This is a genomic window from Companilactobacillus versmoldensis DSM 14857 = KCTC 3814 (assembly GCF_001434295.1).
Lineage (GTDB): Bacteria > Bacillota > Bacilli > Lactobacillales > Lactobacillaceae > Companilactobacillus > Companilactobacillus versmoldensis.
The window spans coordinates 48,121-70,749 of the sequence record NZ_AZFA01000002.1 but is presented as its reverse complement, the minus strand read 5'-3'; the positions used below and the strand labels follow the sequence as shown (position 1 = coordinate 70,749).

The following is a 22,629-nucleotide window of genomic DNA, read 5'->3' as shown; positions in this document are numbered from 1 at the left end:
AAAAGTCCCTTCTGAGCAACTGCTCAGAAGGGACTTTTTGTTATTTGATCAGATATTTTTCAATGGCATTACCCACACCATCATGATTATTATCAGTCGTGATGGTATCAGCTACTTGTTTAACTTCAGGTTGAGCATTTTCCATGGCAATACCTAGCCCCGCTATTTTGATCATCGGGATATCATTGTCGCGATCTCCAATAGCAATCGTTTTTGAAAGTTCGATATTCAAAGATTGAGCTAATTCTTTCAAAGCTCGGCCCTTATTGACGTCTCGTGGAAAGACCTCTAAAAAGCCTTCTCCTGTCCGAACAACAAAGTAATCTTTATCAAACGTTGCATGGACTAGGGGAGAAACGGCATCCAGTTCTGCTTCATTTCCATTGATGATAGCTTTAGTGATCTCAAAATCACTTGGTAATTGATCTGGCTCACGGATGTAGAGACCACCATTATTTTCATAAGCTTGGGCAATCGTATACTTATCAAACCATTCTTCAGGACTGGTGTAAGTTTTAGCTTGGAGATCAACTACATTATAATGGAGTTGATTTTGTTTAACGAATTGAACGAACCGGCGATAAAATTCATTGCTAAGCGTGTGCTGTGTTAAAATTTTTTGATCCATAGTCTCAACTAAGGCGCCACCATTGGTGATCATGTATTGATCATTACCCTTTATATCCAACTCTTTTGCATAGTCGATTACTGCGTTATGAGTCCTTCCAGAACACAGGACGACCTTAACACCTTGTTTCAAAGCTTTTTGAATCATCGATTTATTTTTTGGAGTAATACTTTTTCGTTTATCTAATAATGTATCATCTAAATCTATGGCAATTAATTCATAACCCATAATATTTCTCCTCACTAGTTAATAATCTTATTGTAGACTAAGAAGGAAAAAGATTAAAACTTCTCAAAATTCTTGATTGATGCAGAAGATATCTACTGAAAAATTAGTGAAAATCAACGATGATTTTTACAAAAAATTACCACAAACTTCATCGGTGTTGTATAATTTAGGTACTACCATAGGATATGCAATAATAGCCAAAAATATTTTTATAATATGAATTATTTTATAAAAATAATCGGTTATTATCTAGTTGGTTCATGGATAGTTATTGTGGTTTACAAATACCCCATTGAAAGGATATGAGATCATGAAACTTTTCGAAATGATAAAGCACATCTTCCGTCCAGCTCCTAAGGAAATCGACGTTAAACAACGGATCGTGGTTTCTGAGCTTGAATCTGAAAATTATTATTAATCTTGATTATATTTGAATTTTTCGAAGCTAACGACATTATGTAGTCGTTAGCTTTTTTTATGATATGAAAATATTATTGGATTATAATACCATTGAATGGGAGGGATTAGATGTCCAAAATATTTATTACGGGGTCATCAGACGGTTTAGGCCTGCTGGCTGCAAAAGACCTTATTTCAAAAGGTAATGAAGTTGTTTTTCACGCCCGTAATCAAAAAAGAGCTGAAGATATTCGGCGTGAAGTACCTTCTGCTAAAGAAATTGTTATTGGAGATTTGGCAAATCAAAAAGAGGTTTCAGATATAGCCAAGCAAGTTAACCAAATTGGTTCAATGGATGCTGTGATCTATAATGCCGGGATTAGTTCGGGAAACTCTGAACTCACTTTCAAAGTCAATGTAATGGCACCTTATTTATTGACCGCGTTGATAAAGTTTCACAAACGGGTCGTGTATGTATCATCAGGAATGCATGTTGGTTCAAAGCTTGATTTAGAAAATTTATTAACTGCTACTGATTATTCATCCTCAAAGTTACAAATTGTGATACTAACTAAGTTATTAGCTCGAAAATTTCCCGAAGTAGTTTTCACCGCAGTTGATCCTGGATGGGTACCTACCAAAATGGGTGACTCAATGGCAACCGATGATTTGACGTTAGGTTACACCACACAGGTTTGGCTTGCGACTTTAGAGGATAAAAATGTTTCCGGTGAATATTTCCATCATTTAAAGCCTGCACATTATGATGCTCGGGCGGATGATGACGCCATTCAAAATAATTTTTTAAGCAAATTGATAGAAATATCTGGAGTAGATATTACAGAAAATTAACAATAAAAAAGGTATCAAGTCACTGAAATGTGGCCTGATACCTTTTTTGACTGTAAAGTTTTTATTGGGCAAGTTGGGTTCGAACCAACAAATTGCGGATTCAGAGTCCGCTGCCTTACCGTTTGGCGATTGCCCATTAATTGTTAAGACTCTTAAAATTGTATGCAAAATAATGGCTTATGTCAAGTTTAATTATCATAAATCATTTAGATTGTGAACGGTAACTGTGGTATCCTTATTTATTGTGTAATAAATAAATTATGAGGTTAATTTATATTGAAAATTAGATTATTATTAAAAGTCATTCTTCCTTTTAACAATAATCACCGTCAACGTGATTTATTTCATAATGTACGAATAGGGTGATTAGATGGAATTAGAATACAACAAAAATTTATTGTCTGCATGTACCAGTATTTTAGTTGGTAAAAAAGCTACCATTGGTGCCTCAACTATTATTGGTCGTAATGAAGACGCTAAACCATCTTGGCCAAAGCATTTTGTCGTTCACGATTACCAAAAGTATGACGAGCCACAAAAATTTGTTTCCAAGGCAAATGGTTTTGAAATAAAATTGCCAAAAGTCCGATACAAATATACGGCCACACCTGAATGGACAGATAAAGAAGGGCTATTTGAAGAGGATGGTTTCAATCAATATGGTGTTGCCATGAGTGCTACCGAAAGTGCTTATTCCAATCAAACTGTCTTAGGTGTTGATCCCTTAGTTGAAGACGGCGTCAGTGAAGAGGCGATGATCACAGTCGTTTTGCCTTACGTTAAAACTGCTCGGGAAGCTGTTCAACGTTTAGGTCAAATAGTTGAAAAACATGGTACTTCAGAGACTAATGGGGTCCTTTTCGCTGATCAAGAAGAAGTTTGGTATTTTGAAAATGGTTCAGGTCATTATTGGGTCACTCAAAGGATCCCTGATGATTCTTATGCTGTTGTTGCCAATCAATTAGCAATTCAAGAGATTGATTTTGATGACCCTGATAATTTTATGTTTAAAAATGATATTTCTGAATTTGTTAATGATTATGGTCTGAATCCAGATCCAGAAACTTTTAACTTTAGAAAAATTTTTGGAACACATGACTTATCAGATGCCATTTATAGTACTCCCCGTGTTTGGTGGGGCCAACAAGAGTTCTCTGGTAAGACTGATGAAAGTCCTGAAAGCCAGGATCTCTCATTTATTATGAAACCAGACCACTTATTGAGTATTGATGAAGTTCAATATTATTTGAGTTCACACTATCAAGGTACTGAGTTCGATCCTTTGAATAAAGGTGAGAACAATCATCGTTACCGTCCAATCAGTTTGGCCAAGACCCAAGAGTCACATGTCTTGCAGATCCGTCCGGACTTGAAGCCAGAGATTGCTTGTATCCAATGGTTAGCCATGGGTGTAGCGTCTCAAAGTATCTACGTACCATTTTATATGGGGATGACTGATACGCCTGCAGAATACAAACTAGGGGGATTGCCATACGATCCTAAATCTGCTTATTGGACTTATAAGTTAGCCGGAGTTCTTTTAGATAGTCATTATTCTGAACTGGGTTCGATGTTTGAACAAAAGCAAAAGGATATCAATATCACTTTACGTAAGATGCTACGTGATGATGATATTAAAGCACTCAACCGTCCTGAGGATGAGTTACCACAATTTTTAACCGATGCATCAAATGAAATGGCCCAAACTGCTCTGAAAGCGTATCGTGAACTAATTGCTAGTCTGATTACCGATTCAACAGATTTTTCGCCACTTAATTTTAAGACAGATATGAATTTATAATTTTTATTGAGGGAAGAGGAGTTTCTTGAATCATGGATGAAGGTAATTCGACTAAAAAGACCATCACGATGTTTGGTTTGATCATGATGATTTTTACGTCAGTATTTGGTTTCGCTAATACCACTGTTGCTTATGAACAGATGGGGTTAGCAAGTATTATTTGGTATTTGTTTGCGGCAATCTTTTTCTTTCTGCCGGTAGGTTTTATGATGGCCGAATATGGTTCAGCCTACAATGAAGCTCAAGGTGGTATTTATTCTTGGATCGAGGGAGCTATCGGACCACGCTTAGCTTTTACCGGAACATTTATTTGGCTAGCTTCTTGGGAAGTTTGGCTAGTTTCGACAGCTTCAAAAGTTTGGATCCCTATGGCAACTTTTTTTGCTGGACATGATACTACGCCTAGTTGGCATATCGGTTCTTTGTCATCAACACAGACAATCGGTATCTTAGCTGTTCTTTGGATCATTTTTGTCACTTATACAGCTTCACGAGGAATCGACAAGATCTCGAAATTTACTTCTTTTGGTGGAACGATGATGATCATCTTGAATGTCCTGTTCTTCGGACTAAGTATTGCGATGATCTTCTTATCCGGTTTTCATATGGCTGAGCCTGTCCACGGTATCAGTACATTTATCAATTCACCAAACCCTGAATTTGCTTCACCACTAGGGATGTTATCATTCGTGGTTTATGCAATTTTTGCTTATGGTGGTATGGAATCCATGGGTGGCGTCACGGATAGTATGAAAAACCCTAAACGTGACTTCCCACGTGGGATTTTGATTTCTGCTGCTATCATTGTGGTATTATACTCATTAACAATCTTATTCTGGGGTATCAGTGCCAACTGGAATTCTGTTATCGGAAAAGATGGAGTCAATTTGGCTAATATCACTTATGTCATGATGAGTAATCTAGGTTATACCTTTGGGACTCACATTGACTTAAGTCATGCGGCAGCTATGACCTTAGGGGCTTGGTTATCACGATTTACAGCCTTAGACATGTTTATTCTTTACATGGGTGCCTTCTTTGTTTTGATCTATTCACCATTGAAGTCATTTATCTTAGGAACTCCCAAGGACTTTTGGCCTAAGAAGGTTACTAAGTTGAATAGCAAAGGTATGCCAGCCAATGCTATGTGGATGCAAGCCTTGTTCGTTTGCTTGGTCATCTTAGCAGTCGATTTCTTAGGTGGTAGAAATGCCAAGAATCTATACGCTGTCTTAACTTTGATGGCTAATGTGGCCACAAGTGTCCCTTACTTATTCTTGGTTGGAGCTTTCCCATTCTTCAGCATGAACGATGATATCGAAAAGCCTTACCAATTTTATAAGAATAAAAAGTGGATGTGGGCCACTTCGATAATTGTCTTTTTAGTTGTCCTATTTGCAATCATCTTCACCTTGCTTGAACCAATTATTGAGCACGCATATATGGATGCTTTCTGGACAATCTTAGGTCCAATCCTATTTGGTGCCATTGCCTTAGTTCTATACAGTGGTTATGCCAGACATGAACGTAAAAAAGATTTAGATTAAAAATAATCAGCAAAAAACGCCGAAGTTGGTATTCAACTTCGGCGTTTTGTTTCGACTTGATTTTAATAATTATTTGATGGGATGTTTATCCGTTAGAGCTTGAGTCCGAGCATCCAATTCTTTAAGCTTGTCTTCGTCATCATGATACTTGATAGCTTCAATAATGATGTTGGCAACTTCACGACTATCGTCTTCATCAAAGCCACGAGAAGTTATGGCAGGTGTACCTAAACGTAGACCAGAAGTCAATTTTGGTGGCAATGGATCATTTGGAATAGCTTCCTTATTAGTTGTGATGTGGATCGAATCTAATAAGTTCTGGACTTCCATACCATTAAGGTCAGTTTCAGTTAGGACCACGTTGAGTAGGTGATTATCAGTACCACCAGTTAACACGGAAAGATCTTCTGAGTCATTGATCACTTCAGCCATGGCAGCAGCATTTTTCTTAACTTGCTCCATGTAAGTCTTGAATTCAGGTTGTAAGTCTTCACCGAAGGCCACAGCTTTAGCAGCGATAACGTGTTCCAATGGGCCACCTTGCGTTCCAGGGAAGACAGCTGAATTGATTTTCTTGCCGAGTTCAGCTTTGGCAAAAATCATACCTCCACGAGGTCCTCTTAAAGTCTTATGAGTTGTTGTTGTAACGATGTCAGCGACACCGATTGGGGTTGGGTGTAGACCAACTGCTACTAGTCCAGCAATATGAGCCATGTCGACCATCAAAAGGGCATCAACGGAGTCAGCAATTTCTCTGAATTTATTGAAGTCGATGATCCGACTGTAAGCAGAAGCTCCAGCCACGATCAATTTTGGTTTAACCTCTTGAGCGATTTTTTTGACTTCATCATAGTCGATCAAGCCATCAGCGTTGACACCATATGAGTGGAATTGGTACATTTTTCCGGAGAAGTTAACTTTGGAACCATGAGTTAAGTGTCCTCCAGCATTTAAGTCCATACCTAGAACAACATCACCAGGTTTTAAGACTGCTTGATAAGCCGCAGCATTGGCTTGTGAGCCTGAATGTGGTTGTACGTTAACGTAATCAGCGTTAAATAATTTCTTTGCACGGTCAATAGCAATTTGTTCAATTTGGTCGATGTACTCACAGCCACCGTAGTAACGACGGCCAGGGTAACCCTCGGCGTACTTGTTAGTTAAGACAGAACCTTGAGCTTTTCTAACGTCATCTGAAACAATATTTTCAGAGGCAATTAGTTCGATGTTACGGTTTTGACGATTTTCTTCTTTATGAATCAAATCAAAAATTTCTTTATCACCATTACTGTATTTCATTGAATCAACTCCTTAAGTATTATTAACTACACTTGTACCATCAGCATAATTGATTGTTACGCCTTTCTCAACATTAAATATGTATACATTGAAATTAATTTGTTTATCTTTTTGACCATCGGCTGTTAATGATTGCGCCATCATCTGTACACCTCTAGCTACGAGCTCGTTGCCCCGATAAATTGGTTTCACACGATAACGGATGAAATTGTTCGGATTTTGCTTCAAATAGTAGGCAATATCGTTTTCATGTTTTAACATTTCAGGAGAATTCAAAGACCGAGTTCCAGTCATTAAATTTTTCGGATTATTATTTTGACCAGTCAATTGATAAACAATCAAGTGAGAACGATTGTAGAGCCAGCCACCCTTGATCCGTTTGTTGTGCCAGCCAGTTGGATCGACATAAAGAGCTTTTCTCTTAGCAGTTGGCATTAAACTTTTATTCAATAGTGCATCAGCTTGAACGGCTCGATTCAATTGATCCAAGTCACTGAAACTTTGCCAAGCACCATTTTTTAAACTGAGATCAGCTTGAGAAAAATCAGGTTGATTGTGATTAACTTCAACTTCTTGGCTATCCTTGTAGTTGAGATCGGCTAATTGGGAAGACGATTTGGCCTGAGTCGAAGTTGTTTGATTCGAGTTATTTTCATGGTTTTTTTGAAAATCCTGATACGCACCTGAGCCACCCACTAAAATCAATAAAAGTCCTAAAGTGAGCAATTTTTTACGACGGCGTTTTTTAGGTTTGGTTATCCAAGCGGTCAGTAAGACTAGGGCGCCAATGGCAATTAATACCAACATATACATATGTTTATTTTCCCCCTCATATTTTAACAAGATATTCTTTTATATACTTCAAATATGCTTGATATCTTCAGATTTATACAGTCAATTTTATCATAGAAAGACCGTATGTTCGTATCGAAAATACTTGAAAAAAATTATTGTTAAAATTATCATTGAATTATAAATAAGAGGAGGTTTCTTAATGAAAGTTATAGTAGTAGGTTCATCACACGGTGGGTACGAAACAGTCGAAGGGCTTCTCAGACAAGACTCTGATACCGAGATCCAATGGTATGAAAAAGGTGATTTTCTTTCATTCTTATCTTGCGGTATGCAATTGTATCTAGAAGGAAAAGTTAAAAAAGTTAATAGCGTTAGTTACGCAACACCAGAAGAAATGGAAAAGAAGGGTGTTTCAGTTTTCTTACAACAAGAAATCACTAAGATCGACCCTGAAAAACATGAAGTTGAAGTAGTCAATCATGTTGATAATGAAACTAGAACCGAAAAATATGACAAATTGGTTTTGAGTGCCGGTGCAGTACCAACACAGATTCCTGTTGATGGTAGTGACTTGCAAAACATCTACGCTATGCGTGGACGTGATTGGGCAATGAAATTAAAGGCCAAGACTGTTGATCCTAATGTTAACAATGTTGTGGTCGTTGGATCAGGTTACATTGGTAATGAAGCAACGGAAGTATTTGCTAAAGCAGGTATGAACGTTACTGTTATCGATATTTTACCTCGTGTTTTAGGCACATATCTCGATCCAGAATTTACTGATATCTTAGCTAAGAACATGGAAGAACATGGGGTTAAGATTGCTGCCGGAGAATCAGTTAAAAAGTTCATCGGCAAAGATGGTAAAGTTACACAAGTTGAAACAGACAAGGGTACTTACGATGCTGATTTAGTTATCGAAGCTGCCGGTGTTCGTCCCAACACTAAATGGCTCAGAGGCGTTCTTCAACTTAACGATGATGGTACTATCGCCACTGATGATTATATGCAAACTAGTCAAAAAGACATCTTTGCTGTTGGTGATGCAACTCATATCAAATTCTTGCCAAATGATGGCGAGGCACACATTTCCTTGGCAACTAATGCTCGTCGTCAAGGTAGAATTGCCGCTGAAAACCTTGAGAAACCAACTAGAAAATTCCCAGGAATCTCTGGTTCTTCAGCTTTAACAGTCTTTGATTATAAATTTGCTTCAACAGGTATCAAAGATGCCACAGCAAAAGCTTATAATGCAAATGTAAAATCAGCATATGTGACTGATACATATCGTCCTAAGTTCGTCCCTGAGGATGAGAATGCCACAGTATACTTCAAATTGACTTATAATGCCGACAACCATCAAGTAGTTGGAGCTCAAATTATGTCAAAAGCTGACGTTACAGCTGACATTAACGCCATTTCTGTTGCAATACAAGCAAAAATGATCATTGAGGATCTTGAGTATGCTGATTTCTTCTTCCAACCTGGATTTGACCGTCCATGGAATATCATCAACGTAGCTGCACAAAAAGCTGTCGATCAAGAAAAATAATTTTTGAGGATAACTTTTTAATCATTAAGAGGTTTCTTTATATTCTGAATCATCTGAAATGCAAACGAGTATCGTAAATGAATCTCATTCATACTCAAATACAACACGATAGGAAGTAACTGAAGCTGGAATTTGATTCCAGCTTCTTTTTTTGACTCAATCTTAAATTAAAAGAGTGAATGCACTTTCACAAAAATGAGATGTCTAGTAAAATAATATTATTAGGATATATAAAGAGGGATAATTATGAAAAGGGAAAAGTTGCTTTCTTTTTTTCTAGCGTTTATATTTGCTTTTGTCAGTGGCTTGGTTTGGATCAATCAAGCACAGGCGGTTTCGTTGCAGTACCAAGTTCTGCAACCTAATGGTCAGACTAGTCATGCTGATCAGTACATGGATAAACCAGCCAATGTGGTCATTAAGGACGGTAAGTATTATGTTTCGATGACTTCGACGATCCCGACTTGGATCGGATCTCATCCGGTAACTTATACTAGTATCAACAATGGGGATGGCCAAATCGTTAATAATGCTCATGGGGCAAGTTTCAAATTTTCAACAACTGATTTGAATAAAGAGATCCCTGTGACGATGCATTTGGATGTCAAGGTTGCTAATATCAATATGGATGCTATGGTCTACTTGAAATTTTTGAATGTACCAGCTTTGAGCAGTTCTAATAGTGGTAATAGTAATTCCAGCAACAATAATAATGGTGATCAGGCTGCTGCCACTGGTGGCGATGACTCAGCAAATAACAGTGATAATGGTAGTGATTCAGCTACTGATCCAGACACCGATACTAGTGATCAGCCAAAATCAGATGATAAAACTGATGAACAAAAGGTCACTGTCAAAAAACCAGTTAAACTTAAAAACAATAAAGAACCTAAGAAAAAATCTAAATCATCGAATAATGGTGATTCAGTTATTTATCCTGAAAAGGATAAAAAGAAAAAGGCCGCCGCTTCTCACGGACCATATATTGCAATTGCCTCAGGAACTGTGGTGATTGTAGCAGCACTTGCTGCAGGAGTTTACTTCTGGAAAAGAAAATCTTAATTGAGACAAAATAAAGCAGAGCTATCAAGGGATTTAAAATCCTTGGTAACTCTGCTTTTTTTATTGTTAAATATTTATTGAAATGTTTGCTTTAATCTTTCGATCCGTTTGTCTAATGGTGGATGAGTGTCGAACCAATCTGCAAAATCTTTTTTCTTTTTAGGATTGGAAATATACAAAGCAGCACTGGCATCATCAACTTTTTGCATCGGTTGATCGTTAGTTTTGAGCTTTTCTAAGGCATTGATCAAGCCTTGTGGATTACGAGTCAGCTCAGCTCCAGAAACATCCGCTAAATATTCTCGATTTCTAGAAATGGCCATTTGGACCAGATTAGCGATGATCGGACCTAGAATCATAAAGACTAACCCCACTAACCATAAAACCAATCTGACAGCCACCCAACTACTATTACGGTCATCGTCGTCATTAAAAGGTAACACAAAACGATAGGCATTGCCGATCAACGTACAAATCAGAATAATTGCCGAAGAAAGAGCAACTGAAATAGTTGAGACTCGAATATCAAAATTTTTAACGTGGGATATTTCGTGTGCTAAGACACCTTCAAGTTCCTCACGGTTCATCATTTCATAAAGTCCACGTGTTACAGCTACAGCCGCATGCTGTGGGTCACGTCCGGTAGCAAAAGCATTTGGACTAGGATCATCGATGATGTAAATTGCTGGTAACGGTATATCCGCCACCATTGAAAGATCTTCGACGATATGCCACAGCTGTGGTGCCTCGCTGGCCGAATTAACTTTTTTGGCATTGTTCATCGACATGACAATGCTGGTCGACTGAAAGTAGGTTATTAATGAGTAAACTCCCGCAACAATCAATGAGAAGATGATTCCATACCAAATGTTATCGACTACGAAATAACCAATAAAACTACCGAGAGCCGCTAGGATCAAAAAGAAAATAACAAATATGAAGTAAGTCTTGCGCTTGTTACTGTCAATTTGCTGATAGATCATGGTTTTCTCCTAGTTTAAAATTTAACCTTTGGAGCTTCTTTTTCAGCTTCAGGGATCTCGATAAAGTTCATTGATTCGAAGTGATGAATGTTAGCGATAATATTTCTTGGGAAAGTCTCAATGGCGGTGTCATATTGTTGAACTTGGCTATTATAAGCTTGGCGGGCATAAGAAACCTTATTCTCAGTATTGGAGAGTTCTTCCATTAATTGAGAGAATTCTTGGTTAGCTTTCAAATCAGGATAATTTTCGGCTAAGGCAAAAACTTGTCTTAAAGCGCCAGTCAATTTATTATCAGCAGCAACCTTATCTTGTAAGTTGTCAGCTTCTGTGACATTATTTCGATAGGCGATTACTTTTGTTAAGGTTTCTTGTTCGTGTTTGGCATAACCTTTAACTGTTTCTACCAAGTTAGGGATCAAGTCAGTCCGACGTTTCAATTGCACATCGATCTGTGAATCAAATTCGCGGGCTCGATTGCGATATTTAACTAGTCCGTTGTACATAGCGACGTAAGCAACGACTAGGATTACTAAAATAATAATTACGATTATTGTTAAGCTCATCTTTTTCTCCTTTAATTAATTGCATACATTTTACCACATGCAATAATAAACAATCGAATTAGGCCTTAAAATGAGGTTTAAGTTGGTCAATTAGTAATAAAAAAAGTTTATAAATTAAGTAATATATCTGTGTATCAACTTTTTATAATTAGAGTTATAAAAGTAATTTTGTAGTTTGAATTTATTGATTAAGGGTGATTCTGATGAAAAGAAAATTTCGAATCCTAGCAGCTATTACTAGTTTAATGGTTTTTTCGACACCTTTGCTGACTTGTCAGACTATCCAAGCAGATAACATTGATCAACAGAGATTGCCTGGTACAATCGTAAAAAATGGTGACGCCCAATTTAATGCCCAAGCAGATACACTTTTGAAAAAAATAATTTTTCTGGGTCAGTTCTTGTGATCAAAGATGGACAAGTACTTTATTCAAGAAGCCGGGGCTATGCCAACAAGAGTACTGGTGAAAAAAATTCCGCAGCTAACGCTTATGAGATTGACTCTATCCAAAAGAATTTAACTGCTTGTCTGATCATGAAGTTAGCTCAAGAACATAAGTTGAGTTTGAATGACCATCTGCAGAAATATTTTCCGAATGTTCAAGGTGGTAACTTGATTACTTTGCGTCAAATGCTAGATATGAAAACAGGCCTAGTTTTGCCAGGTGGTGGTCCGAAAAAGATTTTGCCAGACAATCAAATCGTTGCTTCTGATATTGGTACCTTGACTTTTAGTCGAGTCATGTTGAATAAATGGCAATATTCACCGATCAATTTTGTATTATTGGCTCGGATTGTCGAAAAGGTGACACACAAGACTTATAAACAAGTTTTTACCAAAGAATATATTGATAAACTGAATTTGAAACAAACTAGTTTTGCTTATGGTAGTTCGCATGGTTTAAAGAAAGCCCAAGGATACACCAACCGTGATCCCTTGTCTCCAGAGTCTAATTATCGTAATCCCTATATCACTAAAGGGTATGAAACTAGGGATGAATTAGGGACTGGTCAAGTATTCATGAGTCCGCATGATTTATATAAACTTGAAAATTATTTAGTGGCTGGCAATTTCTTATCGAAAAAATCTCGTTCTGAATTGTTCGTCCCAGCCAGTATCAGTACGTATGGTGGTGGTTTTTACAATAATCATCAAAGTCATTCAGCTAATGGTTGGGGCTACGGTTTTCAATCGGTGGTACATATTTCTGATGATGGCCAGACTGCCGTAATCACGATGAGCAATTATCAGAGGTTGGCTAATAATATCAAACCTTTATCAAGCAGTTTATATGACATGGCAGTTCAATATTAGATAGTGATTTACATTTAAGATATTGGTTGTTATGATTTTACATAGAAGTTGACGAAATCGGAGCAAATTTTTGTTCCGATTTTTTACTTGCTAACGCAAACATATGTTCGTATAATATGGTTAACAGGGGTGGAAAGAATGAACAAAGTAATTTTAAATGATTTTATTAGGGAGTTTAACAAACGTTATGATAGTAGGACCTTTCAACGAATAGAAGTTATCAATAATGATTCGTTGGACCAATCAACCATTTTTATTAAGCAAGATCAATCTCAGGTCGACCGACTTAAGAAAATTTATTCGATTTCACCGATGAACAAAAAAACAGTTGATTTGATATTCAATGCTGCCGCACAAGAACTGCCTTTCGATGGTTATTATGTTTGGAAAGAAAATAACCAATTACAACCGGCATATATTCAAATTAAACAATAGAAAAAAATTAATATTTGGACATTTTATGTTTTTCATAAGACTGTTTATAAAGAGAGTTAAGACTTCATTATATTTAAATTATTTTATTTAAAGATAGCTTAAAAATGTGGACATATTTTTTCCAAATGGTAATAATGGAGATAGATAAATGAGATTCATTTATCAAAGAATCATAGTTTTAGGTAGTAGTACTATACCTTATTTACCAACACAAAAACTCCTCTATCAAATTACGGTAGGGGAGTTTTTGTATGGAATTTTTTTGAAATAATGATCTCTTGGACAAGCGCATATTTTATTCGTTAATTTAGCGTGGATTATGACAACTTCAAAAAAGCTGAAAAACGTTTGCCTATCAAAAATTACAGTGATAATATTATATTGTTGTACAACAAATTTTATAGGTTAGGAGATAAATTATGACATTTTTAACTAATATCGTGTCTGCATTGGGCACTTTCAATAGTAGTATTGGATCAGCATTCGGCACACTGTTTTCAACATTGTTCAGTGGCTTGACATCATCTAATAGCTAATTCATAATTTTTCTTCGACTTATCGATTCGTTATATATTTGGGAAAGAAAGGGTTCACAGTTTTGACTGTGAACCCTTTTTTATTGTGGTTAGATTGTTAAATGGATGTTTAATTTATGATCACGTTCCGTTAATAATTTAACTCCTAAACTTAAGATCATCACCAGTGGAATATAAAGAATGGTGTGGTAGCGTCCTTAGACTTCGAAAATCATTGAACCCAGAATGAATCCATCAAGTAACAATGCAAAATAGAAGAGTTTGTTCAGGATATCAGTTGATTTACGAAGTATAGGTGAGAATAATAAAATAACACTCAAGGTAATGATGCATAACACTAAGACGAATTCAAAAAAGATAGTCGACAAGACTACCAAGGGTGTCCGCAAATGATAATAAGTTTTCGAATGAATATTTTTTCGAGAACTATTATACAAAAGCCAGTCATATCCATAACTTTCGGAAGAGAATTGAGTGTATTTTTGATCTAGGAAAATACCCCAATGATGGGTATCGTTTAGTTGATCGACATTTTGGTAGATCTGTTGATTGAGATCTTTATCGATATGCTGATTACGCTCTTTAACATCAGGATAGCGGTGATGATTTTTATTCATTATCTTGTAGATTTTTTCATTAAAAGCACCGTTAGTCATTGAAGACGTCCCAGTAGCCAAACTATACCGATCCATGCTGGAACTGGTGCCTATCGGCAAATGATACAACAGTGAATAAATATTGCTGGATAGGGCACTAAATAGAAAGAACGCAGCAAAGAATGCTAGATAAAATAAATACCGCTTAAAACGAAGATTTGTATTGACTGGTTTGGTATCTTGACGAAAAATCAGGAACAGTAGACCAGCCACTAACCAAATAGCTATGGTTGGTCTGACCATGTAAGCTAAAACAGCTAAGATAAATAAACTAACAACACTAGTGAACCAGCGAATATTAGGTGTAAATTCATCACGTTTCATAAATGTATCAAAACAAACTAACATGCCAAGAACAAAGGTCATGAACATTGGCTCAGCGCCGTTTAATAAACTGTAAAGAAAATATGATGGTATTAATGAAAAAATCAAAGCTGAAAAGATGCCAGCCTGTTTGTTGATGATCGAAGCACATAACTTATAAATAAGTAGCGCATCAAAAAAAGTCAAAGTAATGTTGATAATTTGCGCAGTAATGTAGCTGGTCCCAATCAATGAATAAGGGATCGAATACAACAGAGCAATGTTGAGCACGTGAGGCCATGAGGAATTCATACCGACTAAACTAGTTGTCCAAGGGATGCCTGAGGCGCGCGCATAAGCCAAATAATGATAAGTCCAGTAATCAGAAGCTGGCCCCAGTTTATAATTTAAAATCAAAATAATTTTTAACAAAGCAATGACTAATAAGACGATTACTAAGAAGACAAATGATTTGTTACTAATATAAGAAGCAGTCAAATATGCAAATGAGAATAAGAGGGTGGAAACTAGGATCATGGTAAAGGCTGCTAGACCATAATCGTTAGTCATCGCGGAACCTTTCCAAGTTGCCACGGTCATCAAAATCAATAAAGTGATAGCGACTAAGATTGCGATTGATTGGCCTAGACGTTTGAAGGCTTTAACTGTCGATTTACGGAAAAAATTTACTTGTCGTGTCCGCAGTTTTTGACCGTCAATTCGGGTGTTTTGGGGAGAGCGATAACTGATTCCAGAATTTCCACCGACAGAATCAGCATGATCAAGAGCATAACGGCGATGCTTTTGGTGAAGACTTTCTCGAGTTGGAACAGTCAAAAAATGATAGTAATTGGTTGGATCATTCATTATTTCACCCCCCTAATGTGAAATGATTTAGGTGCCATGTGAAGTCTTAGCCCACGAGTTTCTGCCCATTAGTAGAAACGCAAAAGCAGCGTATGGGATAAACGATAAAATAAAATTATAAAGAATACATTGCCATGCTCGTAGAATGCAAGTAAATAAAGATAATCCTTGTGTATTTTGATGGTATTCGATTGCCATCATCAGCCAGACTAATAAGGTCGCGCAAACGACGATTCCAAAAACAATCAATACTGGGATGGACTTACGAGTGAAGATGTTGTCCAGTTGAACGATGATCGAACAGATATTAGCGATGTTGAGCAACATACTGAAAAAGGGCAAAATCAAAAAGAGTGATAAATCAATTTTGACCCCTGGATTGATAACCTTTGATTGGATGATTTTCTTAGTATATTTGACAAAACACTGCATTGAGCCTTCACACCAGCGAATACGTTGGCGCAGGAGTGGTCTTAGGCTCGTGACTGCTTCTTGATAAACGATGGCCGAAGGTAGAAAAATAGCCCGATGTTGTTTGAAAAGACCACGAACAGTAAATTCGAAGTCTTCCAATAATGAATTTCCCCAACGCACATCCTGTGCCATTTGAAGAGTCAAAAATTGTCCATTGCCACTAGCAATTGCTTGACCAAGACGATTACGGCTTTCTTGCATAAAAGAGTTGGCACCTAAAAATTCTGTGTCTTGCATTTTAGATAGCCAATTGTAATCGCGCCGGTTCATCGCAACGGCACTTTGGACCATCGAAACTTGATTGTTTTCAAAAGTACCAATGATGTCATTGATGTCTTTGGCGGAAATAAACCCGTCGGCATCGATGATGCCAATGATGGTATGTTGTTTGTCTAACGTTGTTGGCAGCTTGGAGATAAAATCCAGTCCAAAGTTTAGGGATGCACCTTTTCCTTGCTGAGCATTGGGAAAATGTCTTTCCAAAATATATACTTTAGTCCGAAGATGATGAAGTGAATTTTGCAGAATATGCAAATTTCTCAAGGTATCATCATCGGACGCATCATCTAATAGTAAAATGTTGGGGTTTATAGTTTGATCTATTTGATTTAGCTCATTAATTAAATCATTAATATATGAAAAAATAGTATTTTCCTCATTTAATAATGGGACCATGATATATAGGTCAAAATGATCAGCTTGCTTTTGCTTTTTAATATCACGAACTCGTTCAAAGTTAAAAATGTAAAACCATAATAAATAGCAGATGAAGGTCGTCAGAGAAAGAATTAACAGAATATTTGTAAATATTGCTATGATATATGTCCCCCTTTGTGAATTTAAATATATCACATGATAAATTTACGAGTATATATTACATCAGTATTACAAAAATAACTATAAATTTAAGTAAATTAATGTTATTTTCCAAGATAAAAATTGCACAAAAAAATACCTTGATCTGATCAAAAATCAAATCAAGATATTAAATTTAAATCTCAACTAGCAATTTTTTTTTACGTTCAGTCAAGATTCTCGCACCTGCTCCCAAAATCATTACCAATGGGATATATAAGATGATGTGGTAACGTCCTTGGACTTCAAAGAGCATCGATCCAATGATGAAACCATTCAGCAACAACGAGAAATAAAATAAATGATTAAGTGTCATGAACTCTTTTTGAACTTGCTTGCGAAAAATCAAGATCAACCCCATCGTTGCAATCGACATGATCAACATGAACTCGTAGAAAACAGTTGAGAATGCGATAAGGGGACTCTTTAACTGCAAGTAATTCTTTCTTAGATGATTGCTGGAATTACTATTGTACAAGATCCAGTTATATCCATAGTTTTCATTGGTAAAATTAGCATACTTATTGGTGATGAATTTTTTCCAAGCATGCTTTTGATTGAGTTGCTTGATGTTTTTTTGAATATCTTTGTTCATATCGTTAGTGACTTTGGTCTTTAGTTCAGCGGATGATGTTCGGTGGCGCAAATCATCTTTTAGCTGCTGCTGAATCTTAACGCTATATTGTCCATTGGTAGCCATTGATGTACCTGTAGCTAGGCTGTAACGGTCGTTAACGGAATCATCGACCAAAGGTAATTTATAAGCTTGGGACAATAGTGGCGTTGAAAAAGCGGTGATGATCAAAAATGAGGCAGCAAAAGCAAAGTAGACTAGGTAACGTTTGATTGTTACCTGACGAGCTAACTTGAATTCACAAGTAGAGCAGTGCAGCAATCAGCCAGATACCTACAGTCGGTCTGATCAAATAGGCGATCATCGATAGTAGGAATAAGTTGCGATAGCTTGACGTCCATTGGGCGATGCTAGAGTCGTCATCCAAGTGGACGAAGGTATCAAAGGCAAGCATCATCCCTAAGACTGCAGTCAAAAATAATGGTTCGGCCCCATTCAATACTGTATAAAGGAAATATGCAGGAATGAGTGAGAATGTTATAGCGGCGAAAACTCCTGCAGATTGATTAAAAATGCGCTTGTTTAGTTTGTAGATCAAGATAGCATCGAACAAGGTCAGGATGATATTAAATACTTGAGCGGTCAAATAATTGGTGCCGATGATGGAATAAGGAATCGAATCGATCAAGGCGACGTTTAACACGTGAGGATAAAACAGGTTTATCCCGACCAATTTTTTTGTCCAAGCGATCCCAGATACACGTGCGAAAGCTAGGTAGTGATAGCTGAAGAAATCTGAGGTTGGGTGAATAGTATAGACGCTGATCAAGACAATCTTAGCAATGGCTATCAAGACCAGGACAGAAACGAAGACGATGAAGGCACTCTTTTTCAAGACGTTAGAGATGAGATAGATGCCTAAGAAAATCGTCAAACAGATCAAGACCATCGCAACGGTCTCCCACATGTTAGAAATCAAATGGGCATTGGCCTTCCAAGTCACAATCGACATAAAAGCTAGCAAAATTATGGCCACAATGATGCTGACCGCTTGTCCGAGCAATTTCAGTGATTCGACGATACTTGAACTTTTTTGGTGTTGGTTCGTTTGTGATAAAGCCTCTAGTTTATCTGGCCTTTGTAAGGAATGTGGACCTAAAGGAGCTCGCTTTTGTGGTATTCCTAAAGGACTGATCAGACGATTACGAATAATCTTATTTTTAAAGCAATGTCTTTTGTAACGTGAATTAAGGTTCTTAGGATAATGGACTTCAGGACGATTCATAAAAGCTACCTCCCTTAATCTGTGACGTTGGCAGTCTGACCATGGGCCGTTTTATCCCACTTTACCCGACCCATGAGTAGGTATGTGAAGGCAAAGTAAGGGATGAATGACAGAATGTAGTTATATAAGATACATTCCCATGATCTCGTGACACATTTAAATAATGAAAAGCGATCGGTATTTTGATGGTATTCCAAACCCATCAGTAACCAAATGAATAATGTGAAGAGCAGTACGGTCAAGAAAACAACCATAACGGGAAGCGGTTTTTCGGTAAAAACATTATTGATCTGAAGTAGGGCCGATAGTGAATTAGCAATATTTAAGACCATGCTGAAAAATGGCATTGATAAAAACAGTAACATATCAGTCTTGATACTTTTTTTGATGATTGGTGATTTTAAAATCTTATAGGAATATTTCAGCCAGCATTGCATTGACCCTTGGCACCAACGGATTCGTTGTTTCCAAAGGGGACGAAGTGTTCGAACGGCTTCTTGGTAAACGATGGCTTCAGATAAGAAAATCGTCCGATAACCTTTTAAAAGACCACGGACAGTGAATTCGAAATCTTCCAGCAAGGAATTTCCCCAGCGTACTTCATCGGCCATTCTCAAAGTCGTGAATTGACCATTACCACTGGCGATTGCTTGACCAATCTTATTGCGGCTTTCCTGCATGAATGAATTAGCTCCTAAAAATTCCATATCTTGCATTTTGGAGAGCCAATTATTTGAAGTAAGGTTCATTGAAACAGCGGTTTGAACCATGCCGACACGGTTATTGTCGAAAGTTCCGATCACCATTTTCATATGCTTAGCAGAAATAAAGCCGTCAGCATCAACGATGCCAACGATAGTATGGTCTGAATCGAATGGCGACGGTAAATTGTTAATAAAATTTAAACCATAATTTAGAGCATTGCCCTTACCATTGCGGGCATTAGGGTATTCACGGCTCAATATGTAAACCTGCGTATTGGGGCTATAAACGCTTTTTTGAATATCATGTAATCTTTTCAAAGTATGGTCGGTTGAACCATCATTAATGAGGACGATGTTAGTGTGGATGTTGTCGCCCATTTTGTTGAGTTCCAGGATCATATTTTTAACATAGGTCGTGACGGTATTCTCTTCATCCAGAAGGGGGATCATAATAAAGAGGTCATAGGCATCTTCATTACTACCACATTTAATATCTTTAACTCGTTCGAGATAAAAAATAGAAAACCATAATAGATAAGATAGAAATGTGATCAAGGAAACGACTAGAAGGATTTTTGTAAAAATTATGATTGTCATCACCCTCAATTTTTCCATAAAAGAATATTTATGATTTTAAATTAGACTAAAGACAGAACCAGATTTAAAATCAACTTTATTCTAGGTCTGCCGTTAGTCAAAAATTAATTGAAAACTGTAAGTTCATTTCTTGAAAAATGAATTTTGTAAAAATTTATTTTGAGATTATTGATTTTTCATGGAATTTTTCTTTTGGTATCTATTAATTTCTTAAATAAGTTCCAACGTTTTTATGATGAAAGGTGATCTTGGAATAAAAATAGACAAAAAAAATCCTAAGTAAAGATAAAATCTTTACTTAGGATCTATTATTCCAAGCTGGATAATAAAATTAATTATTTATTTTCAGCTTGAAGTTCTGAAAGGACCTCTTTTGCATGAACATCATCGTTGTTTTTTCCAGAATTAAATAATTGCTTAAAAAAGTCTACGATCTTTGTCATAACAATCCTTCCCCCTCATATTGTCAGCTTTTATCGTCATCAGGTTTTGGACTAAGGTATAAGATATAATTTATATATCGTTTATCAATTTCATAATAAGTTAGCCAGAAATTTAAGTCAATTTATTTCGACTTTTTTTAATAAAAAAACACGGATTCTTAGCAAGAATTCGTGTTTAATATCAGTGATTTTTCCGAGGTCACTGATTAGTAATTGGGGAGAAACACATGAAATAATATTTGAACTTACAAAACATATTTTAATTATTCCCAGCAAGTTTTAAGGAGTTTCCAAAATGTGGCGGATACAAGGAGAAAAAATATCTTTTGCTAGGAACGACATTATAATAACGCCTTAATTAAATAAGACATGATTATTATTGGAAATTTTTTTTTTATATAAAGTGGACTTGGTTGATACTTCCATTGTTCCTCATTATGGACCTCAAAATTCATGATCAGATCCAATGAATCTTTAGTCAATAATGGTTCCAAAATTGATCTCATGAACATTAATTGTTGTGAACTATAAGTTCTATCTTCTATTGGCATGATCGAGCCTCCAGTGGTCTCTTTATGGAACACTTGAGTGTACTTCCATTCGTTTTAAAAGACAAATAAGACGACTTTGTGTAATTGCTTTCACCTGAATATAAATAGGTAAAAATTTTTTACCAAATATGGTACAGAGAAAACTTCATAATAAGTTATTATAATAATGTAAATAAATAAAATTATATTATCTTATTTTGAGTTTAATTTATTTACTTGAAAATTCATAGGCAACGGAAATTGCCAAGAGTAGGGTGATAATGATGAGAAAAACTGACTTATTCGTAAAGGAATTTCAAAAAAATTATCATAAAGATGAATTCCTACGATTACAAGTGGTTCGCAACAAGGTCAGATCCACTATTACCATGTACCTAGAACAAAGTTCTGGGAAAATGGTTTGCTGCAAGAAATCAAGCAAGATTTTTGATATGAAGATGGTCACAAGTCAAGAATTGAATCAATTCATGAAAGCAGCAATGAACGATTTACCGATCGAGACTTATACGGTGGATAGTGTGGGTTAAAATCTCGTATTCGCACTTATTTAATTTGGCAATTTTTTGAAAATATTTAAAAATAATGGCTCTTTGTCAACAGCTGTTGATGAGGAGCTTTAATTGTTTGGTTGAAAGAGTGATTTAATTACAAAATTTGCATTAAGATCGGTAATAGTCATGCTTTGAGTATTCAAAGCACTCCATAAACCACCAGTACAAAATTCGAAAAAAATGGATTGCTGTTTTAACGTGAGATGTTGCCAATTAGAGCTTTCGGTCAAGTTGATAATATCCAACAGTTTGAGCACAATTAAACGATGTATCGTGTATGAGAAAAGTTCGTAATTTTGTAAAACTCGTCGGCGATTTTTGTTGTCAAACCAAAATTTGAAAAAAACGTCGATAAAATCGTTTAAACAAAGTACTGGAGTCTCTTTCAATATTCCGATAAACTCATTTGCGGAATTGTTCACAAAGCCTTCAATGATTTTTTGAGTAGATGGGTAGTGACGGTAAAATGTTTTTCTGGATACCCCTGACTTTAAGCAAAGTTGTGTAACGGTAATGCTTTCGAGTTTTTGTCCATCCTCAATTAAATCAAATAAATGATTTACCAATTTAGCATCAGTTAGTTGATATTGTTCTAGTGACATTTACTTTATCCCCTTTCATCAAAACCCTTTTGGGTAGATAAATTATCATTTGTTGAATTAAATAGTGGCAAACCAAGGATATGCTGGACACACAACCTAGTTTAACCACTATTCATGTCTTAACTTCGTTTTTACGAAGCTCAGGATTTTTAAAAAAGTTGTAAATAAA

At 36.3% G+C, this 22,629-nt stretch carries 21 protein-coding genes and 1 tRNA gene; 9 read left to right on the top strand and 13 right to left on the bottom strand.

Translation table 11 applies throughout. The features are described 5' to 3' along the window. Positions 1 to 40 precede the first annotated feature (40 nt). Positions 41 to 856: a Cof-type HAD-IIB family hydrolase gene (locus FC27_RS01620; protein ID WP_010623991.1), complete on the bottom strand. Its 816-nt coding sequence runs from the start codon at positions 854 to 856 to the stop codon at positions 41 to 43. 528 nt (positions 857 to 1,384) lie between these two features. Here FC27_RS01620 and FC27_RS01615 point away from each other — a divergent pair. Continuing rightward, positions 1,385 to 2,107, top strand: coding sequence for an SDR family NAD(P)-dependent oxidoreductase (locus tag FC27_RS01615; protein WP_010623990.1), 723 nt, complete (start codon positions 1,385 to 1,387; stop codon positions 2,105 to 2,107). A 64-nt stretch (positions 2,108 to 2,171) separates the two neighbouring features. Here FC27_RS01615 and FC27_RS01610 read toward each other — a convergent pair. Next, a tRNA-Gln gene (locus tag FC27_RS01610) sits at positions 2,172 to 2,243 on the bottom strand. A 234-nt stretch (positions 2,244 to 2,477) separates the two neighbouring features. Between FC27_RS01610 and FC27_RS01605 the strand changes: the two genes are divergently transcribed. Together FC27_RS01605 and yjeM are read left to right on the top strand one after the other, a co-directional pair. Then, entirely contained in the window at positions 2,478 to 3,908 is a 1,431-nt protein-coding gene (locus FC27_RS01605; protein ID WP_010623989.1) for a C69 family dipeptidase, read from the top strand. A gap of 32 nt (positions 3,909 to 3,940) precedes the next feature. Further along, on the top strand, positions 3,941 to 5,455 hold the full coding sequence (gene yjeM / locus FC27_RS01600) for a glutamate/gamma-aminobutyrate family transporter YjeM (RefSeq protein WP_010623988.1): 1,515 nt from the start codon (positions 3,941 to 3,943) through the stop codon (positions 5,453 to 5,455). Positions 5,456 to 5,524: 69 nt separating this feature from the next. Here yjeM and glyA read toward each other — a convergent pair whose 3' ends face one another. Next, positions 5,525 to 6,754, bottom strand: coding sequence for a serine hydroxymethyltransferase (gene glyA / locus FC27_RS01595; protein WP_010623987.1), 1,230 nt, complete (start codon positions 6,752 to 6,754; stop codon positions 5,525 to 5,527). Positions 6,755 to 6,766: 12 nt separating this feature from the next. Then, positions 6,767 to 7,567: a DNA/RNA non-specific endonuclease gene (locus FC27_RS01590; protein WP_010623986.1), complete on the bottom strand. Its 801-nt coding sequence runs from the start codon at positions 7,565 to 7,567 to the stop codon at positions 6,767 to 6,769. A 181-nt stretch (positions 7,568 to 7,748) separates the two neighbouring features. Here FC27_RS01590 and FC27_RS01585 point away from each other — a divergent pair, with 181 nt between their 5' ends. Together FC27_RS01585 and FC27_RS01580 are read left to right on the top strand one after the other, a co-directional pair. Then, positions 7,749 to 9,101, top strand: a complete 1,353-nt coding sequence (locus tag FC27_RS01585; RefSeq protein ID WP_010623985.1) for an FAD-dependent oxidoreductase — start codon at positions 7,749 to 7,751, stop codon at positions 9,099 to 9,101. Between the two features lie 246 nt (positions 9,102 to 9,347). Next, positions 9,348 to 10,163 carry an NEAT domain-containing protein gene (locus FC27_RS01580; RefSeq protein ID WP_010623984.1) on the top strand — a complete coding sequence of 272 codons (816 nt, stop codon included), beginning with the start codon at positions 9,348 to 9,350 and terminating at the stop codon, positions 10,161 to 10,163. A 74-nt stretch (positions 10,164 to 10,237) separates the two neighbouring features. Here the strand turns inward: FC27_RS01580 and htpX are convergent, their stop codons facing one another. Together htpX and FC27_RS01570 are read right to left on the bottom strand one after the other, a co-directional pair. Beyond that, positions 10,238 to 11,146 carry a zinc metalloprotease HtpX gene (gene htpX, locus FC27_RS01575; RefSeq protein ID WP_010623983.1) on the bottom strand — a complete coding sequence of 303 codons (909 nt, stop codon included), beginning with the start codon at positions 11,144 to 11,146 and terminating at the stop codon, positions 10,238 to 10,240. Positions 11,147 to 11,160: 14 nt separating this feature from the next. Then, positions 11,161 to 11,712 carry a LemA family protein gene (locus tag FC27_RS01570; RefSeq protein ID WP_010623982.1) on the bottom strand — a complete coding sequence of 184 codons (552 nt, stop codon included), beginning with the start codon at positions 11,710 to 11,712 and terminating at the stop codon, positions 11,161 to 11,163. A 203-nt stretch (positions 11,713 to 11,915) separates the two neighbouring features. On the opposite strand from FC27_RS01570, the gene FC27_RS01565 reads away from it, so the two are divergent. The 3 genes from FC27_RS01565 (at position 11,916) to FC27_RS01555 (ending at position 13,462) form a co-directional block, all read left to right on the top strand. Continuing rightward, on the top strand, positions 11,916 to 12,119 hold the full coding sequence (locus FC27_RS01565) for a hypothetical protein (RefSeq protein ID WP_010623981.1): 204 nt from the start codon (positions 11,916 to 11,918) through the stop codon (positions 12,117 to 12,119). After that, entirely contained in the window at positions 12,116 to 13,027 is a 912-nt protein-coding gene (locus FC27_RS01560) for a serine hydrolase domain-containing protein (RefSeq protein WP_010623980.1), read from the top strand. The genes FC27_RS01565 and FC27_RS01560 overlap by 4 nt, the downstream gene beginning before the upstream one ends. A gap of 138 nt (positions 13,028 to 13,165) precedes the next feature. Next, the gene (locus FC27_RS01555; protein WP_010623979.1) at positions 13,166 to 13,462 is read left to right on the top strand and encodes a hypothetical protein; all 297 of its coding nucleotides are present in this window, start codon (positions 13,166 to 13,168) and stop codon (positions 13,460 to 13,462) included. 733 nt (positions 13,463 to 14,195) lie between these two features. Here FC27_RS01555 and FC27_RS01550 read toward each other — a convergent pair. From FC27_RS01550 to FC27_RS01525, 6 genes are all read right to left on the bottom strand, one after another. Further along, positions 14,196 to 15,824, bottom strand: a complete 1,629-nt coding sequence (locus tag FC27_RS01550; protein WP_010623978.1) for a glycosyltransferase family 39 protein — start codon at positions 15,822 to 15,824, stop codon at positions 14,196 to 14,198. A gap of 27 nt (positions 15,825 to 15,851) precedes the next feature. Next, entirely contained in the window at positions 15,852 to 16,973 is a 1,122-nt protein-coding gene (locus FC27_RS01545; protein ID WP_010623977.1) for a glycosyltransferase family 2 protein, read from the bottom strand. A 316-nt stretch (positions 16,974 to 17,289) separates the two neighbouring features. Next, on the bottom strand, positions 17,290 to 18,048 hold the full coding sequence (locus FC27_RS01540; RefSeq protein WP_056938058.1) for a hypothetical protein: 759 nt from the start codon (positions 18,046 to 18,048) through the stop codon (positions 17,290 to 17,292). Beyond that, a complete protein-coding gene (locus tag FC27_RS01535) occupies positions 18,026 to 19,012 on the bottom strand; it encodes a glycosyltransferase family 39 protein (protein WP_029508126.1) in 987 nt (328 codons plus the stop codon). The genes FC27_RS01540 and FC27_RS01535 overlap by 23 nt, the downstream gene beginning before the upstream one ends. Positions 19,013 to 19,026: 14 nt before the next feature. After that, positions 19,027 to 20,313 carry a glycosyltransferase family 2 protein gene (locus FC27_RS01530; protein ID WP_010623976.1) on the bottom strand — a complete coding sequence of 429 codons (1,287 nt, stop codon included), beginning with the start codon at positions 20,311 to 20,313 and terminating at the stop codon, positions 19,027 to 19,029. Positions 20,314 to 21,097: 784 nt separating this feature from the next. Then, complete coding sequence (locus FC27_RS01525) at positions 21,098 to 21,307, bottom strand: hypothetical protein (RefSeq protein ID WP_056938057.1); 210 nt, start codon at positions 21,305 to 21,307, stop codon at positions 21,098 to 21,100. Positions 21,308 to 21,567: 260 nt separating this feature from the next. Between FC27_RS01525 and FC27_RS01520 the strand changes: the two genes are divergently transcribed. Next, the gene (locus tag FC27_RS01520; protein ID WP_155802078.1) at positions 21,568 to 21,834 is read left to right on the top strand and encodes a hypothetical protein; all 267 of its coding nucleotides are present in this window, start codon (positions 21,568 to 21,570) and stop codon (positions 21,832 to 21,834) included. 89 nt (positions 21,835 to 21,923) lie between these two features. Here the strand turns inward: FC27_RS01520 and FC27_RS01515 are convergent, their stop codons facing one another. Beyond that, complete coding sequence (locus FC27_RS01515) at positions 21,924 to 22,460, bottom strand: TetR/AcrR family transcriptional regulator (protein WP_010623974.1); 537 nt, start codon at positions 22,458 to 22,460, stop codon at positions 21,924 to 21,926. Positions 22,461 to 22,629: the final 169 nt, after the last annotated feature.

Coding starts and splice junctions, on each gene's coding strand:
- FC27_RS01550 (WP_010623978.1), bottom strand. CDS start 15,824: ATGAATGATCCAACCAATTACTATCATTTTTTGACTGTTCCAACTCGA.
- FC27_RS01525 (WP_056938057.1), bottom strand. CDS start 21,307: ATGCCAATAGAAGATAGAACTTATAGTTCACAACAATTAATGTTCATG.
- FC27_RS01535 (WP_029508126.1), bottom strand. CDS start 19,012: ATGAATCGTCCTGAAGTCCATTATCCTAAGAACCTTAATTCACGTTAC.
- FC27_RS01520 (WP_155802078.1), top strand. CDS start 21,568: ATGATGAGAAAAACTGACTTATTCGTAAAGGAATTTCAAAAAAATTAT.
- yjeM (WP_010623988.1), top strand. CDS start 3,941: ATGGATGAAGGTAATTCGACTAAAAAGACCATCACGATGTTTGGTTTG.
- FC27_RS01615 (WP_010623990.1), top strand. CDS start 1,385: ATGTCCAAAATATTTATTACGGGGTCATCAGACGGTTTAGGCCTGCTG.
- FC27_RS01590 (WP_010623986.1), bottom strand. CDS start 7,567: ATGTATATGTTGGTATTAATTGCCATTGGCGCCCTAGTCTTACTGACC.
- FC27_RS01585 (WP_010623985.1), top strand. CDS start 7,749: ATGAAAGTTATAGTAGTAGGTTCATCACACGGTGGGTACGAAACAGTC.
- FC27_RS01570 (WP_010623982.1), bottom strand. CDS start 11,712: ATGAGCTTAACAATAATCGTAATTATTATTTTAGTAATCCTAGTCGTT.
- FC27_RS01515 (WP_010623974.1), bottom strand. CDS start 22,460: ATGTCACTAGAACAATATCAACTAACTGATGCTAAATTGGTAAATCAT.
- FC27_RS01565 (WP_010623981.1), top strand. CDS start 11,916: ATGAAAAGAAAATTTCGAATCCTAGCAGCTATTACTAGTTTAATGGTT.
- FC27_RS01545 (WP_010623977.1), bottom strand. CDS start 16,973: ATGGTCCCATTATTAAATGAGGAAAATACTATTTTTTCATATATTAAT.
- glyA (WP_010623987.1), bottom strand. CDS start 6,754: ATGAAATACAGTAATGGTGATAAAGAAATTTTTGATTTGATTCATAAA.
- FC27_RS01530 (WP_010623976.1), bottom strand. CDS start 20,313: ATGACAATCATAATTTTTACAAAAATCCTTCTAGTCGTTTCCTTGATC.
- htpX (WP_010623983.1), bottom strand. CDS start 11,146: ATGATCTATCAGCAAATTGACAGTAACAAGCGCAAGACTTACTTCATA.
- FC27_RS01580 (WP_010623984.1), top strand. CDS start 9,348: ATGAAAAGGGAAAAGTTGCTTTCTTTTTTTCTAGCGTTTATATTTGCT.
- FC27_RS01620 (WP_010623991.1), bottom strand. CDS start 856: ATGGGTTATGAATTAATTGCCATAGATTTAGATGATACATTATTAGAT.
- FC27_RS01555 (WP_010623979.1), top strand. CDS start 13,166: ATGAACAAAGTAATTTTAAATGATTTTATTAGGGAGTTTAACAAACGT.
- FC27_RS01605 (WP_010623989.1), top strand. CDS start 2,478: ATGGAATTAGAATACAACAAAAATTTATTGTCTGCATGTACCAGTATT.